Source organism: Paenibacillus sp. H1-7 (genome assembly GCF_022354825.1).
Taxonomy (GTDB): domain Bacteria; phylum Bacillota; class Bacilli; order Paenibacillales; family NBRC-103111; genus Paenibacillus_S.
The window spans coordinates 5,849,367-5,864,989 of record NZ_CP031168.1; the positions used below are offsets into that span (position 1 = coordinate 5,849,367).

At 52.3% G+C, this 15,623-nt stretch carries 12 protein-coding genes; all 12 read right to left on the minus strand.

The window, feature by feature from the left end; genetic code table 11:
* Positions 1-4 precede the first annotated feature (4 nt).
* Complete coding sequence (gene spoVE / locus DVH26_RS25815) at positions 5-1,102, minus strand: stage V sporulation protein E (RefSeq protein ID WP_239626946.1); 1,098 nt, start codon at positions 1,100-1,102, stop codon at positions 5-7.
* 55 nt (positions 1,103-1,157) lie between these two features.
* Positions 1,158-2,579, minus strand: coding sequence for a UDP-N-acetylmuramoyl-L-alanine--D-glutamate ligase (gene murD / locus DVH26_RS25820; protein ID WP_239626947.1), 1,422 nt, complete (start codon positions 2,577-2,579; stop codon positions 1,158-1,160).
* 3 nt (positions 2,580-2,582) lie between these two features.
* Positions 2,583-3,545, minus strand: a complete 963-nt coding sequence (gene mraY / locus DVH26_RS25825) for a phospho-N-acetylmuramoyl-pentapeptide-transferase (protein WP_239626948.1) — start codon at positions 3,543-3,545, stop codon at positions 2,583-2,585.
* A gap of 170 nt (positions 3,546-3,715) precedes the next feature.
* Positions 3,716-5,119, minus strand: coding sequence for a UDP-N-acetylmuramoyl-tripeptide--D-alanyl-D-alanine ligase (locus DVH26_RS25830; RefSeq protein ID WP_239626949.1), 1,404 nt, complete (start codon positions 5,117-5,119; stop codon positions 3,716-3,718).
* Entirely contained in the window at positions 5,112-6,602 is a 1,491-nt protein-coding gene (locus DVH26_RS25835; RefSeq protein ID WP_239626950.1) for a UDP-N-acetylmuramoyl-L-alanyl-D-glutamate--2,6-diaminopimelate ligase, read from the minus strand. Before DVH26_RS25835 ends, DVH26_RS25830 begins: the two co-directional genes overlap by 8 nt.
* 95 nt (positions 6,603-6,697) lie before the next feature.
* The gene (locus DVH26_RS25840) at positions 6,698-8,632 is read right to left on the minus strand and encodes a stage V sporulation protein D (protein WP_239626952.1); all 1,935 of its coding nucleotides are present in this window, start codon (positions 8,630-8,632) and stop codon (positions 6,698-6,700) included.
* An 81-nt stretch (positions 8,633-8,713) separates the two neighbouring features.
* Complete coding sequence (locus DVH26_RS25845) at positions 8,714-11,008, minus strand: penicillin-binding transpeptidase domain-containing protein (RefSeq protein ID WP_239626954.1); 2,295 nt, start codon at positions 11,006-11,008, stop codon at positions 8,714-8,716.
* Between the two features lie 24 nt (positions 11,009-11,032).
* Positions 11,033-11,464: a cell division protein FtsL gene (ftsL, locus tag DVH26_RS25850; RefSeq protein ID WP_239626956.1), complete on the minus strand. Its 432-nt coding sequence runs from the start codon at positions 11,462-11,464 to the stop codon at positions 11,033-11,035.
* A 58-nt stretch (positions 11,465-11,522) separates the two neighbouring features.
* Positions 11,523-12,473: a 16S rRNA (cytosine(1402)-N(4))-methyltransferase RsmH gene (gene rsmH / locus DVH26_RS25855; protein ID WP_239626958.1), complete on the minus strand. Its 951-nt coding sequence runs from the start codon at positions 12,471-12,473 to the stop codon at positions 11,523-11,525.
* 29 nt (positions 12,474-12,502) lie between these two features.
* Positions 12,503-12,940 carry a division/cell wall cluster transcriptional repressor MraZ gene (gene mraZ / locus DVH26_RS25860; RefSeq protein WP_239626960.1) on the minus strand — a complete coding sequence of 146 codons (438 nt, stop codon included), beginning with the start codon at positions 12,938-12,940 and terminating at the stop codon, positions 12,503-12,505.
* A 117-nt stretch (positions 12,941-13,057) separates the two neighbouring features.
* Positions 13,058-14,125, minus strand: coding sequence for a DUF4349 domain-containing protein (locus DVH26_RS25865; RefSeq protein ID WP_239626963.1), 1,068 nt, complete (start codon positions 14,123-14,125; stop codon positions 13,058-13,060).
* A gap of 178 nt (positions 14,126-14,303) precedes the next feature.
* Positions 14,304-15,566, minus strand: coding sequence for an adenosylhomocysteinase (locus DVH26_RS25870; RefSeq protein ID WP_239626965.1), 1,263 nt, complete (start codon positions 15,564-15,566; stop codon positions 14,304-14,306).
* Positions 15,567-15,623 lie beyond the last annotated feature (57 nt).

The window sequence follows — 15,623 nt, forward strand, 5'->3', positions numbered from 1 at the left end:
CCGTTCACCTCGCAAAACGGGATATATTTAGTAGAATGCCGATGGAGGTCAGCATCAGCGTAAGCGACGATCCGCCAGCGCTAATCAGCGGAAGCGTAATGCCGGTAACCGGAAACATGCCGATAACCACACCGATGTTAATAACGACCTGTACCGCAATCATGCCTACGATGCCGGTCGCAAGCAAACTGCCGAATGTGTCGGGGGCCGTAATAGCTGTACGCATTCCCCGCCAAACAAGCAGCATGAATAAAGCAAGAACGAAGGAGCCACCGATGAAGCCTAGCTCTTCGGCAATAATGGAGAAGATGAAATCCGTCTGCGGCTCGGGCAAATAGCTGTACTTTTGACGGCTCATGCCGAGTCCGAGACCGACCAGTCCGCCGGGTCCTATCGCATAGAGCGACTGTATCGCCTGATAGCCGGCGCCAAGAGGGTCCTGCCACGGGTCCAAAAACGCCGTGATTCGCTTCAATCGATAAGGAGCTGCGATAATCAGCCCGATGAAGCCTACAACGCCAACCATACCAAGATAGGACAGATGCAAAATCCGTGCTCCCGCCGTGTAAATAATAAGCAGCGAAGCGCCTACAAGCACAGCCCCTGTGCCCAGATCCGGCTGCAGCATGATGAGACCGAATGCGAGCCCCATCAGCCCGAGAGGCGGCAGCAAGCCTTGCGTAAACAGCGTAATCTTGTTCTGCTGCTCGGATAACAGCTTCGATAAAAATAAAATCATGCCCATCTTCATAAACTCGGACGGCTGTATTCCGAAGGAGCCGATGCCGAGCCAGCTTCGCGCGCCTCCGCGAACGACGCCGATGCCGGGAATCAGCACGACGATCAGCAGGACAAAACAGACGATCAGGGCGATTTTGGCATACTTTTTCCATATCCAGTAATCCACGTTCATAGTGAAAAACATCGCCACGATTCCTAGCGCGGCGAACAAAAGCTGCCTTTTCAAATAATAGAAATAATCGCCGAATTCATGAAATGCAAGCACCGCACTGGCGCTGTACACCATCACCACACCTATTGCCAAGAGCATCATCGTGCAGACCAATAACGTTACATCCGGAGCAGACCGTGCTTTCGCCATACGCGCCACCTCTTAACCTTAACAAAATGTTAGGGTAGGCTTGTATGCCCCCCTCTTAAAGGTTATGCACGGACTGCCTAAACATGCTTCCCCTTTCCTCATAGGAAGGAAACATGTCCCAGCTGGCACACGCCGGCGACAGAAGAACGACGTCTCCCGCTTCCGCCATGTCGGCTGCCTCCCGAACCGCCTCGTTGACCGCATCCTGCGCATTGTTAGCAGTATCGACCGTTTTTACGAGGCTCATGCCTGCAAGTCTAGCAACATGACATATTTTATCTTTCGTTTGGCCCAACGCTACGATGCCTTTAATGCGGCCCGACTGAAATACGGGCAGAAGCTCCATATAATCCGATCCGCGGTCAAGGCCGCCTGCGATCAGGACGATTTTTTGCTCTAACGATTCGATAGTTTTGATGCTTGCTGCAGGGTTCGTCGCCTTGGAATTGTTATAATAGTCGACGCCGTCCTTCGTAGCCACGTGCTCCAGCCGGTGCTCGACGCCGCGGAACTCTCTCAACACCTGTGCTATCGTATCGATAGTCACCCCCGCCGTCAACGCGGCACAAGACGCGGCAAGCGCATTTTCTACATTCATCGTTCCCGGAATGCCGATCTCCTTTACGCCGAGAATCCGATGAACCGAGCCCTTTTTATCGCGGTATACAATGTGCCTGTCTTCTGCGTGAACGGATTCCTTGAAGGTAGGTGTGACAAATACGCCGTATTCCAGTTCCTCTTGAATCGAGAATGGCAGCACGTTCGCCTTGGCGCTCGATGCGATTTGACGGCATACCGGTTGGTCCCAGTTAAGAACGGCCGTATCGTCAGCCCCCTGGTTGGCGAACAGCTTCGCCTTCGATTCAATATAATCGTCGATTGATCCGTGATAATCCAGATGCGTCTCATAAATATTCAGCAAGCACGCGATCCGCGGCTTGAAATCGTATGTACCCTTCAATTGAAAGCTGCTCAGCTCCACAACCATATGGTTATCCGCTTCCGCTTCTAGAGCGGCCTCGGTCAAAGCGCGCCCGATGTTGCCCGCCACGATCGGCTTCAAACCCGCTTTCTCCAGCATAATACCGATCCATGTCGTAGTGGTCGTTTTGCCGTTGGAGCCCGTAATACAGATCATCGGAGCCTTGCATACGTGATAGGCGACTTCCACCTCTGTAACGATTTCGATCCCGAGCTCCTGTGCACGTTCGATAGGCTCGATAGTGTACGGAATACCGGGATTTTTCACAACGAGCTTAACATCCTCATGAATTAATCCGGACGGATGACTGCCGCAAATAACAGAAATACCCAGAGCCGCAAGTTCATCGGCCTCAGGGCATAGGTTTCGTTCTTTCTTATCGTTGACGGTTACCTTGGCTCCCAACTCGTGAAACAGCTTGGCTACAGCGACTCCACTGCGAGCCAAACCCAATATTACCACTTGTTCGTTTCGATACGACCGTGGATGCTTCATATGCTACAACACCTCGTTCAGAAATAGTCCGATTCCCGCCAACACGATGCCCACAGCCCAGAACGTAATGACGACACGCCATTCGGACCAGCCTACAAGCTCAAAATGATGATGAATCGGGCTCATTTTAAATACTCTTTTTCCTCGCGTTTTGAAGGAAACGACTTGAATAATAACAGAAAGCACTTCTACGACGAACACGCCGCCGATGAGCACAAGTAGAATTTCCGCTTTGGTCAAAATAGCTACGACCGCAAGCCCGCCTCCGATTCCGAGCGAACCTGTATCCCCCATGAACACTTTGGCCGGATGGGCATTGAATACAAGGAAACCAAGCACGGCTCCAACCATCGCTGCGGAGAAAATGGCTACGTCCGGCTGCGTATTATTCAGCGCGATAATGGCATAAGCTCCGAAAGCAACTGCACTCGTACCCGCCAGCAAGCCGTCCAGTCCGTCGGTGAAGTTGACCGCATTGGACGTACCGAGCATCATCAAGACAACGAAAGGATAATACAGCCATCCCATCGGAATCGTATAATCGATAAAAGGAATGCGGACATCGGTGCTGTGACCGATTTGACCGAGCAAAATACAAACTATAATCGAGACAATCAGCTGGCCGAGCAGCTTTTGTCTTGCTGTCAGACCTAAAGACCGCTTCAAAAATATTTTAATATAATCGTCCATGAATCCAACCAAACCGTACCCTAGCGTTGCGATCAGCAAAATGACCATTTCCATGCTTTTATCGGCAAACCGCAATACGGCCAATGCCAGTGCAAGCAGAATGATAGTGCCTCCCATGGTCGGCGTGCCCGCTTTTTTCAAGTGCCCTTGCGGTCCGTCGGTACGGATTTGCTGCCCGAACTTCAGCCTCCTGAGAAGCGGTATGCATAATGGGCCCATGATGACGGCTAGCAGGAAAGCTGCCCCCAATGTGATCATGACCACGTTAAAATCCACAATTAAGTCCCCCTAAAAACTTTCCGAAGGAAAGTTACTTCGTAAGCATCATCTACAAACTTTCTGAAGGAAAGTTACTTCGTAAGCATCATCTACAAACTTTCTGAAGGAAAGTTACTTCGTAAGCATCATCTACAAACTTTCTGAAGGAAAGTTTCTTCGTAAAACCGTTATAATTGCTGCAGCAGTGACACGACCTGCTCAAGCTTCATCCCGCGGGAGCCCTTCACGAGAACGACATCGTCGGGCGATGCAACAGCGGCGACCGCTTGAGCCAACCTGCTCTTGTCGTCGAAGGCGAATACGCGCCCCGAAGGGTAGTGCACAGAGGCTTCTTCGGCAATGTATTGTGCCAGTCTCCCGAAGACGTAAACCCGGTCGATCTGCTTCGGATCAAGCTCCCGCCCGATTGCACGGTGGAACTCCGCCTCCTGTTCTCCCAGCTCCAGCATATCTCCCAGAACGACAATCTTGCGATTGTACCCGGTAAGCTCCTGAAGCAGCTTCAACGCCGCCTTCATGGATGTAGGACTGGCATTATAAGCATCGTTCAAAATGGTCAGCCCCGATGGAGCCTGAAGCTTCTCGATCCGCATACTCGTCATCGTGCTCGTTCTCAATCCTTCAGCAATACGTGCGGCCGGAATACCGAAATGGACGCCGACGGCAACCGCAGCCAATGCATTAATGACATTATGAAACCCAAGCAGCGGGATATAAAAAGCAACATCTTGAAAACGCGGTATGGTAAAATGCGTGCCTGCCGCATCCATTCGGGTTTCACTAGGATACAAATCGTTATCCTGATTCGCTCCGAAACGGACCCGGTGATAGCGCGAAGCCTTCATCCCTTCATTGGGCTTAAGCTCCGGAAGCACCTTCTCGATCAGAGGCTCATCGCCGTTATACACCAACGTGCCGTCCTGCTGAAGACCGGTCATAATTTCCGTCTTGGCCCGGGCTATCTCCTCCCGGCTGCCGAGCTGAAGCAAATGGGCTTCACCGATATTGGTAATCAATACGATCTCCGGCTCGGCAAGCTCGGACAGAAGCCGGATTTCACCCCGTCCGCTCATCCCCATCTCCAGCACGGCGATCTCGGTGTTCTCATCCAGCTGAAGCAGTGTCAGAGGCAGGCCGATGTGGTTATTGTAATTCCCGATCGTTTTGTGCACTTTGAAGGTCGTGGCAAGCACCGAAGCCGTCATATCTTTAGTCGTCGTCTTCCCGTTGCTGCCGGTAATGCCGACGATACGCACAGCGAGCTCTGACTTATAGGCTTTGGCAAGCTTCTGCAGCGCCTCCAGCGTATCATCCACCAGAATCAGCGGTAAATCCGCAGGCCGCTGCTCATGATCCTTTTGCCATAAGGAGGCTGCGGCTCCCTTGGAAGCCGCGTCATCCACGAATTGATGTCCGTCGAACGATTCACCGATCAGCGGAATGTACAGATTGCCCTCCTGGATCGTTCGCGTATCCTTGGATACGCCTCCGACCGGGATGTTGGCCCACTCTTCCTCCGCCAAGCTTCCGCCTGCCATCGCCGCTATTTGTCCTAATGTTCGTCTAATCACGGTATCGTCCCCTTATCGCTTCCTTGGCAACCTTGCGGTCATCAAAATCATGCTTGACGCCCATGATTTCCTGATACGTTTCATGCCCTTTCCCCGCAATCAATACTACATCGTCAGAGGTTGCCTGAGCAACGGCTTTTTGTATCGCTTCCCTGCGGTCCGCGATCAATTCGAATCGGTCGCTCGACATGCCCGCCTGCTCGATCCCGGGTATGATGTCCTCCAATATGCTCCGCGGGTCCTCGGAGCGCGGATTATCGGACGTTACATACAAATAGTCGCTGTAGCTCGCCGCCACTTTCCCCATCAGCGGACGCTTCTTGCGGTCACGGTCTCCCCCGCAGCCAAAGACGGTAATTATGCGTCCTGCAGCAAACTGCTTGATAGTGGATAGCGCATTCTCCAGTCCGTCCGGCGTGTGGGCGTAATCGACGAGCACGAGGAACGGCTGACCGCCGTCGACGACCTCCATCCGCCCGTCAACCGACTGTACGGCTTCCAGACTTTGCTTGACGGCTTCAATCGGAATGCCTTCAAGCAACGCTGCCGAGATGGCCCCCAATGCATTGTAGACGTTGAATTTGCCGACCAGTCTCGTATGGAAGTCTGCGGTCCCGCGAAACGTGACGCAGCGGAACCGCGTTCCTTTGGACGTGATCTGAATATCTTCCGCGCGAACGTCAGCCTGCCGATCAATCCCGTAAGTGATGACCTGAGCTGCGGTCTGCTTCGCGTAGTAGTCCGAGGAAGGGTCATCCGCGTTGAGGACAGCGTAGGAGTGACGGCTCGGGTCTCCGTGAAATTCGTTTCCCATTCTGGAAAATAGCAGCCCTTTGGCAGCTTGATACTGCTCCATCGTTTCATGGTAATCAAGATGGTCTTGCGTCAGATTCGTGAAGATCCCCGTTCGGAAGCCGCAGCCCTTCACCCGGCCCAAATCGAGCGCATGGCTGGAAACCTCCATCACGCAATAATCGGTTCCCGCGTCAGCCATCAGACGCAAATTTCGCTGCAGATCGATGGCTTCGAGCGTCGTTCGTTCCATTAAGGTGATTTCCGATCCGATTTTCATCTGAATCGTTCCCATCAATCCGGTACGTAAGCCTTGATCCGACAAAATGGCGTCGATCAAGTACGTGCTGGTTGTCTTGCCGTTCGTGCCCGTTACCCCGATCAGCTTCATTTCACGGCTTGGATAGCCGTAGAAATAATTGGCGATGACCGCCATGGCGTACCGGCTATCCTTGACCAGAAGCTTCGGCACGTTAACGTCGACGTCATGCTCGACAACCAAAGCCGCAGCCCCGAGTTCGACCGCCTTGGCTGCATATTGGTGGCCGTCGGTTACAAGGCCGGGAATGCACAGGAACAGATCTCCCGGCCGAACCTTGCGCGAGTCGGTCTGTATTCCGGTGAATTCCGTCTCCGCGTCGCCCAAAATGCGGCTGACCGCAAGCTGAGATGCCAGTTCCTTTAGCTGCATGAGTTACCCTCCGTTTTTAACACATGGTATCTATTATGGACAAAAATCGCCTCAATGAAAAGCCCAAATTTTCATTTTCATAGAAATTGTTATTCTTAAGATCCCGGTGGCGGCGCGGTATCCGATAAATAAATGCGGATGGTGGAGCCCTGCTCTACTTTTACTCCCGCTTTAGGCACCTGATTGACTACATATTGGCCGACACCCGACTTGGCCAGCAGAAAATCGGAGTTCAAATCCTCGTAAATATCGGTAATGCTCATGCCGATCAAGCTTGGTACTTGCACGGTTTTCGTATCGCCATACACGTACTTGCGCTCCAGCTGATCCTTGCGCGCAGGAACATTCATATAATGGAGCGCGTCCTCCATTATTTTCTTAACCATAGGAGCGGCGATCAGTCCGCCGAATTGAATGCCTTGCGGGTTATCTACAGCCGCATACACAACTACCTTCGGATCGTCGGCAGGCGCAAAGCCGATGAAGGAGACGATATGCTCATTGGCCGAATAACGGCCGTTGATTACCTTTTGCGCGGTACCCGTCTTTCCGCCGACGCGATACCCTTCAATAAATGCATTGCGGCCGGTACCGTTAGCTACGACACTCTCGAGCGTTTCCCGAACTTGCTTGGAGGTGCTCTCCGAGATGACCTGTCTGACCAGCTCCGGCTTCACAGTCTCGACTAAATCTCCCGATTCCGGACTGTACCAGCCTTTGGCTACATGCGGCTTAAACAGCTTCCCTCCGTTAATGGCGGCAGAAACCGCTGTAATTTGCTGGATGGGCGTTACCGATACGCCTTGCCCGAACGAGGTTGTTGCCAATTCCACAGGCCCGACCTTGGATGGCTTGAACATGATTCCGTTTTCTTCCCCGTTCAGATCGATACCCGTTTTGCGGCCGAAGCCGAAATTTGAAATATAGTTGAACAGCGTGTCTTTGCCGAGCCGCTGGCCCATAACGACGAAGCCGGGGTTACATGAATTTTCCACGACCTGGAGGAATGTTTCGCTCCCGTGGCCGCCGCGCTTCCAGCAGCGGAGCCTCGCGCCGGCAACTTCAATCGAGCCCGGATCATAGAATGGCTCCGTAAGATTGACCTTCTTTTCTTCCAGCGCTGCGGCCAGGGTAATGATTTTGAAGGTCGAACCCGGCTCATAGGTCATCCAGATCGGCAGGTTGCGGTCGTACGATTCCTTCGGAAAATCACGGAAGTGGCCAGGATCAAAGCCTGGTCTCGAACCCATAGCCAATATTTCCCCGTTGTTCGGATCCATCATGATGGCAATGGCATTGTTCGCTTGGTACTTCACCATCGTCTGATCGAGCTCACGCTCCAATATCGACTGCAGGTGATTATCAATCGTAAGCTGCAGGTTCATACCGTCACGGGGCTTCACATATTCGTCCGAAGAGTCGGGCATTCTCCCGCCACGCGCATCCGCCAAATACGAAAGGCTGCCTTGCAATCCGGTAAGCAGTTTGTCATACTTCAATTCTATGCCCGTCAAGCCTTTATTATAAACGTCGGTAAACCCAAGAATATGAGCCGCAAGACCTCCGAACGGATAATACCGCTTGTTGTCCTCGGCTACAATGATTCCCGGCAGCTCCAGCGACCTGATTTCATTCGCTTTCTCTTGCGTAATTTTGCGTCCTGCAGGCTGTATGCGCACGCTCGATTTCCGAACGTTAATTTGCTTGAATACCGATTCTTCGGTAACCTGCAGCATGTTCGCTAGCTGTGCGGCTGTTGCCTTCATATCCTTTATTTGCGCCGGGATGGCGTAAATCGTCGGCGAGCTGATATTGTACGCCAGCTGCACACCGCTTCGATCCCATATTTCTCCCCGCTTCGCTTCAAAAGGAATATCGCGCCTCCACAGCTGCTCCGCCTTCTCGGACAACTCGGTACCCATCCAAATTTGCACGTACCCGAGCCTCACGATCAGCGCCATAAACAAAACCGTTCCTACAATTAAAGCGGCAAACAGCCGACGTCGAACCGTAACATTCGATGCCCTCATGGACGTTGTTCTCCCCTCCCGAAAGGTTGTCTAGATTGTTTCATATCCAGACTATTCGGGACAACCAGGGGATAGAACAAGCTATCTGGTTGTTGTTGTACCTTTTTTGCCGGAAGTATCTGACGTCTTGGCACCATCGGATGTTTTGGCCGGCGGCTTGTTATCCGATTTGGAGGCAGCCGTATCGCCCGTCGGCGTTTGAATCAGCTCGCTGTACGGCTTAAGCTGCAGGGTAACGACTTTCACATCGCCCTCTGTCGCAACGGTTTGGGAGGCCACGTAGCCTTCTCCGTTGGATTGGCATTTCACCTTGAGGAAGGAGCATACTTCGAGCGCATCCCTGAGCGACTTCCCGGTTAGATCGGGAACCGTCGGGTCTCCTCCCGTATCCTGCATGGTTAAATAAATTCGTTGCGTAGTTCCGATTTCTGTACCAGGCGCCGGAGATTGGGCGGTGATCTTAGGGCCTTTGCCTATCGCTTCAACGGCAATACCGTATTTGTTCATCGTTGTCTTCGCTTGCTCCACCGTTTGCCCGATCAAATCAGGCACGGTCGCCTTGATTTCCTTCTCCGGAGCTTTCGTCTGCTGCGTCGAGGATGGAACTCCCATGTAACGAAGCGTTTGCGAGACGATCTCCTTGAATGCAGGCGGAGCCACCTCGCTGCCCCGATGGTAGTCACCGCCAAGATCAGGCTCGTCGGCAATGATGGTCACAAGAATTCGCGGATCCTCGACAGGGGCGTAGCCAATGAACGAAATAACCCATTTGCCCTCGGCATACCCTTTGCCGCCCGGTTCGACTTTATTCGCTGTTCCCGTCTTCCCGGCTACGCGGTAGCCTTCGATGGCCGCCTTCTTACCGGTACCAATCGCTTGGTCGCTTACGACCTGCTCCAAATATCCGCTCACTTGCTTAGCCGTCGCTTCGGATACGACCTGGCGAATGACCTTCGGCTCGAACGATTGAATCACTTCTTTGGTCTTCGGATTATAGATTTCCTTAACAATATGAGGCCACATCAGCTTGCCGCCGTTTGCGATTGCTGCATAAGCAGCGGTTTGCTGGATCGAGGTTGCGGTCAAGCCTTGACCGTACGTCGCTGTCGCATATTCGACGGGATTGCGCAACCGTACCATACCGGCAACCTCGCCCGGAAGATCGATCCCGGTTTTGGCGGCAAAGCCGAACTTGTCGATATATTGCACCAGCTTGTCTTTGCCCAGCTTTTCATAGCCTAGCTTGACAAATGCAACGTTACTTGAGCGCTTTAACCCGTCCAAATAGGAAATCGGTCCCCATCCGACAATATTATGGTCATGCAGCCGGTTGCCCGGAACTTGAATCGAGCCGGACATAAACGTATCGTTCGGGTTAAATATGCCTTCTTCCACCGCACCAGCCAAAGTAACCAGCTTGAAAGTGGAGCCCGGCTCATATTGGGAGCCTATAGCGTTATTGAAAAAGTCGCTCTGATTTTTCGACTCCCAATATTTATTCGGGTTAAAGTTCGGCAAGCTGGCCATTCCGAGAATTTCCATCGTTTTCGGATCGGCCGCTATCGCCGTAATACTTTTGGGGCGATACTGGTCGTATACTTTTTCAAGTGCGCTCTCTATGTAAAATTGAATGTTTTTGTCTATCGTCAGCCTTACATTATTGCCGTCAATAGCCGGCTGGTAGGTTACCTTGGAATCGGGAAGCTCGACGCCGGTACGGTCCTTCTCGTACATCAGGGAGCCGGGAATCCCTTTCAGGGCCTCATCAAACTTGTACTCCAATCCCATGATCGGATTGCCTTCTTTATCGCTGTAACCCAAAATATGGGAAGCAAGCTTGCCGCCGGGATAAAACCGCTTCGTTTCCTTTAACAAAGAAATGCCGACATTGTTCGTATTCGCTTGCTTCTTAAGCTCCTCTACCAGCAATTTGATTTGCTCGGCCACCTCGGCGTCAATTTTCCAGCCTTCATTTCGAATTTCGACCTGAGGATTCGTTACCGAATACTGCTTGGTCAAGCGGGATAAAATCTTCTCCTCCAGCGCAGCGATAGAAGCAGGATCGTCCGATGTCTTCAACAAATCGGCAAGCCGTTTGGCTACCGTCACTTCCAAGTGCTTGCTTTGGATAATCTTCGGATTGAGAGCCAGAGTAAACGCAGGAGCGTCCTCCGCCAACACTTTGTCGTTGCGGTCGTTAATCATTCCCCGTACGGGACGCAGCACTTCTTCTTTTTCCCATTTTTTTTGCGCCTCGGCGCGAAGCTCCTTGCCATCCACGACCTGTACCCAGTACAGCCTGCCCACCAGAGCAAAAAAAAGGAGGGTAAATACCCCCCCGATAAGTAGCGATCTCAGCTTCACTTTCTTGTTCATATAGTCACTCTCCAAGTCAGATGATTACGGGGTTTCCGTCTTTTTCTGGTTGGCAGCCGTCTCTTTGGATGGGCTTCCGGTAGTTTGTCTAGGTATTTTGCTGATCTGCTTATCGTCCGGAGGCACCATGCCTAACTTCGTCGCTTCTTGTCTTAAGCGGTCGGGACTCGACAGCCCGTCCACTTTATGCTTCAACACGCTATTCTCAGCCTGCAGCTTCTGGATGTCGGTCTCCAGCTTCAAAATTTTCGTGTTCATTTCATAGATTTGCGCATAGCGCCATATAATCAGGCTGGCGACGGCTACGCAGACAAGCACGGTGAACAAGTAGAGCAGCTTCTCTTGTACAGGGAGCGATTTGTTGCGGTAAACAACCTTCTTCGTTTCTTTGACACTTACCTTTTTCTGGCCAGACTTTTGCTCGACCGCCAAATTCCCATGAATATATGCAGGCATGCAGTTTCTCCTCCTTCACTTCCGCGGATCCATTATTAATAGTATCGTCCTTGTTATGCTACAGCTTCTCGGCAATTCTAAGCTTAGCCGATCGCGCTCTCGGATTGGCTTCCAGCTCGTTGTCTCCCGCTTCGATCGGCTTGCGGTTAATGAGCTTGAGCGTCCCCTTCTTCCCGCAAACACACATCGGAAAATCCGGAGGGCACGTGCAGCGCTCAATATATTTGGCGAACGTCTGCTTACAGATGCGATCCTCCAGCGAATGGAAGGTAATGACTGCAGCTCGTCCTCCCGGCGCGAGACAGCGGATCGTCTGCTCCAGCGCTTCCTCAAAGGCGCCGAGCTCGTCGTTCACCGCGATGCGCAGCGCCTGGAAGCTTCTCTTGGCAGGATGCGGCCCGCTGCGCCGTGCCGCCGCAGGAATCGATTCCTTGATCAGCTCCACGAGCTGCCCCGTCGTTTCGATAGCGCCTTTGGCGCGTGCTGCCACTATATTCGCCGCAATGCGGCGGGAAAACTTCTCCTCGCCATACTCGAACAAGATGCGCGAAATTTCTTGCTCCGGCCATTCGTTCACAATCTCCTTGGCCGTCAATTCCGCCGTTCGATCCATTCGCATATCCAGCTCGGCATCGTGATTGTAGCTGAAGCCGCGGTCCGCCTCGTCTAACTGCGGCGAAGACACGCCGAGATCGAACAAGACTCCGTCCACCTGCGGCTTGCCGTCCTTCATAGCCTGAGGAATGTTCCGCAGCTGCGCCTCCAAATCCCTGAAGTTGCTACGGACAAGCTTCACTCTATCCATGTAAGGCGCCAGCTTGGTTTCAGCGTTAGCGAGAGCGGCGTCATCCTGGTCGAAAGCTATGAGCAGTCCCTGTTCGTTCAACCGGGATGCAATGACGGAGCTGTGTCCCGCCCCTCCCAATGTACAATCGACGTAGACGCCGTCCGGCTTTATATCCAGTCCTTCTACGGCTTCTTCTTTCAAAACGGTGATGTGATGAAACATGATGCATATCCTCCTGTGTTCGTCGGGGTCTATAAATCAAAATTAAAATCCACAAGCTTCTCGGCGATCTCGTTAAACGATTCTTCCGATTGTTGGGAATAGGATTCCCACATTTGCTTGCTCCAAATCTCGACCCGATTGGAAACCCCGATGACAACGCAGTCTTTTTCCAATTTGGCATGCTCGATGAGATTATTCGGTATGTTCATTCGGCCTTGCTTATCCAGCTCGCATTCGGTAGCTCCGGAAAAGAAAAAACGGGTAAACGCGCGGGCGTCCGATTTCATAAGAGGCAGCGCCTTGAGCTTCTGCTCCAGCACGCTCCATTCTTCCCTGGGGTATACAAACAAGCACTGGTCCAAGCCGCGGGTAACGATGAAGGAGGGTCCAAGGGATTCGCGAAATTTAGCCGGCACAATCATACGACCTTTATCATCGATGCTGTGCTGGAATTCCCCCATGAACATTCAACCCTCACCCCTTTCCACCACTTTACCCCACTTTCCACCACCTGTATAGTTACATTTCTCCACAAAAACAAAAAATCCTGCTACAGAGCAGGATTTCCTCAAACATTTTCATTTTCAGCTCGCTGAGCCGTCATCGTTCTCCGACTTATTTCCCGAGAAATCTTCATTTTCTTCAGCCAGCTTTTTACGAATTTCGAGCAATTTCTTACTTCTCGAGCGCTTCCACAGCCAGAACGGTACCGCCAGTATGGCAAGCACGAGGAAGACCGGCAAAATCGCCGCTGCGATAACGACTATCCATTGGAAAACAAGCAGCAGTACGGCGGCGCTCCCGTTGAGGGCTGCGGCAGCCCGTTGCATCAATGGTCCCCCATCCTGTGCCTTGATGACGGCGGCAGAGCCGATTTTTTGCGATAGCCTCAGCTCAATCGTCGAATAGGCTACATTTTGATCCAAATACCGCATCCGGCCTTTGATTCGCTCGATTTCCTCCTGCACCTTACCAAGCTCGGTAGAAAAGGCTAGCAGCTCATCGGTCTTCGACGCTTTCTCCATAAACGCGATAAGCCTGCTTTCCACCACCTGCTTCGCCTTCAGCCTTGCGCTCAAATCGACGTACTCCTCCGACACGTCCTGCCCCTGCATATTTTTTTGCGTGGACGGGTGGATCTTCTCCAGTTGATTCAGCAGGGAACTGAACCCGCCTGCAGGAACCTTGATCATGTACGTGCCGTTCTTCTCATACTGGGTTTCATTCTGGCTGAATTGCAGCACATACCCTCCCGCCTGATTGACCGCGGCTTCGATCTTGCTTTGCGCCTCATCGAATTTCTCGACCTGCATCGTCAAATTGGCGCGATAAATGATTTTGCGGTCCACCGTGCTCTCGGCTCCGCTCCCATTGAAGCTGTCCGCCGGCTTGGACGCGTCCGCAGCGCTGCCAGCCTGGGCAGACTGGGCTGCCATCGAAGCCGTGGGCGTCGCCTTGTTAGCGCCTCCGGCACTAGTGTCCGCTGCTGCTTTGGAATCTGCGAAGGCCAGCTCCTGCGACGCACTGGACGCCGACTGCTTGCTTTGATCCGCAGCTCCGCATCCGGCGATAACTACTACCAGCAGTGCTGCGACAGCCCACTTGCTCATTTTAAACCATGGCCATTCTCTTCTTCTTGTTTCGGCTTGCATTTCAATCCCCCCTGTGGAATGCAGCTTGCGCCTCTTACTTTGACCCTAATGCCGGCGCTACCTTAATAACGTGGTGGATTATGGGATTGTTGCATCGAATTGACAATAAAGCTGCCCGGAAACAAAAAAACAGCCTCTCCCGCGATGGGAAAGGCTGTCGATACGAAAGACTCAGGGATTAATGCTCCGCCCAGCTGTCCAAGTAGGATTTTTGCTCTTCCGTCAAGGAATCGATGGAAATTCCCATGGAAGCCAGCTTATAGCGGGCTACTTGCTCATCCAGCTCGTAAGGTACGTTGACTACTTTTTTGCCGATATTTTGGTAGTTGTCATTTACATATTTCAAGGACATCGCTTGCAGTGCGAAGGTCATATCCATAATTTCAGCAGGATGGCCGTCTCCGGCAGCCAGGTTGACCAGGCGTCCTTCTGCGATCAGGTAGAACTTGCGGCCGTCTTGAAGCGTGTATTCCTCGATATTGCGGCGAACCGTACGCTTGGATACGGAAAGAGCATCAAGCTCTGGCTTGTTAACCTCTATATCGAAGTGTCCTGCGTTGGACAGAATCGCTCCGTCCTTCATCACTTTATAATGCTCGCCGCGGATAACGTCACGGTTGCCTGTAACGGTTACAAAGAAGTCGCCCACTTTGGCAGCTTCTTCCATCGACATAACAGCGAAGCCGTCCATGTAAGCTTCAACCGCTTTGATAGCGTCGATTTCGGTTACAACAACATTGGCGCCAAGTCCTTTGGCACGAAGGGCTACCCCTTTACCGCACCAGCCGTAGCCTACTACTACGACAGTTTTGCCCGCTACGACGAGGTTCGTCGTACGGTTGATGCCATCCCATACGGATTGGCCGGTACCATAACGGTTATCGAACAAGTATTTGCAGAATGCGTCGTTAACAGCTACCATCGGGAACTGAAGCGAGCCGTCTTTTTCCATTGCTTTCAAGCGCAAAATACCGGTTGTCGTTTCTTCAGCGCCGCCGCGAACTTTCTTGAGCAAATCTTTACGCTCGGAGTGCAATACCGATACGAGGTCGCCGCCGTCGTCGATAATCAGGTCCGGTTCGGTTTCCAGCGTTTTCACGAGCAAATCCTTATATTCCTGCGGATCCGGATTGTACTTCGCGAATACCGTAATTCCGTCCTCGACCAGTGCAGCGCACACATCGTCTTGCGTGGACAACGGGTTGCTGCCGCAAATAGCGACTTCCGCTCCGCCCGCTTTAACGACTTTGGCCAAATACGCAGTTTTGGCTTCCAAGTGAAGGGAAATCGCAACCTTCAACCCTTTGAACGGCTGCTCCTTCTCGAATTGCTCGCGAATGCGGTTCAATACCGGCATGTGGGCGTTAACCCAATCGATTTTCAAATGGCCTTCCGGCGCCAAAGACAGGTCTCTGATAATGCTGCGTTCTTTAGTGTTCATTGTTGCTCCTCCTAGTGTAAAATGATGCCGGACAGCCGGCCGAATAACCCCTATGTA

Bases quoted from the DNA above. Each gene is read 5' to 3' on its own strand.
- rsmH (WP_239626958.1), bottom strand. From the start codon at position 12,473: ATGTTTCATCACATCACCGTTTTGAAAGAAGAAGCCGTAGAAGGACTG.
- DVH26_RS25845 (WP_239626954.1), bottom strand. From the start codon at position 11,008: ATGAACAAGAAAGTGAAGCTGAGATCGCTACTTATCGGGGGGGTATTT.
- mraZ (WP_239626960.1), bottom strand. From the start codon at position 12,940: ATGTTCATGGGGGAATTCCAGCACAGCATCGATGATAAAGGTCGTATG.
- murD (WP_239626947.1), bottom strand. From the start codon at position 2,579: ATGAAGCATCCACGGTCGTATCGAAACGAACAAGTGGTAATATTGGGT.
- DVH26_RS25840 (WP_239626952.1), bottom strand. From the start codon at position 8,632: ATGAGGGCATCGAATGTTACGGTTCGACGTCGGCTGTTTGCCGCTTTA.
- ftsL (WP_239626956.1), bottom strand. From the start codon at position 11,464: ATGCCTGCATATATTCATGGGAATTTGGCGGTCGAGCAAAAGTCTGGC.
- DVH26_RS25865 (WP_239626963.1), bottom strand. From the start codon at position 14,125: ATGCAAGCCGAAACAAGAAGAAGAGAATGGCCATGGTTTAAAATGAGC.
- spoVE (WP_239626946.1), bottom strand. From the start codon at position 1,102: ATGGCGAAAGCACGGTCTGCTCCGGATGTAACGTTATTGGTCTGCACG.
- DVH26_RS25835 (WP_239626950.1), bottom strand. From the start codon at position 6,602: ATGCAGCTAAAGGAACTGGCATCTCAGCTTGCGGTCAGCCGCATTTTG.
- DVH26_RS25870 (WP_239626965.1), bottom strand. From the start codon at position 15,566: ATGAACACTAAAGAACGCAGCATTATCAGAGACCTGTCTTTGGCGCCG.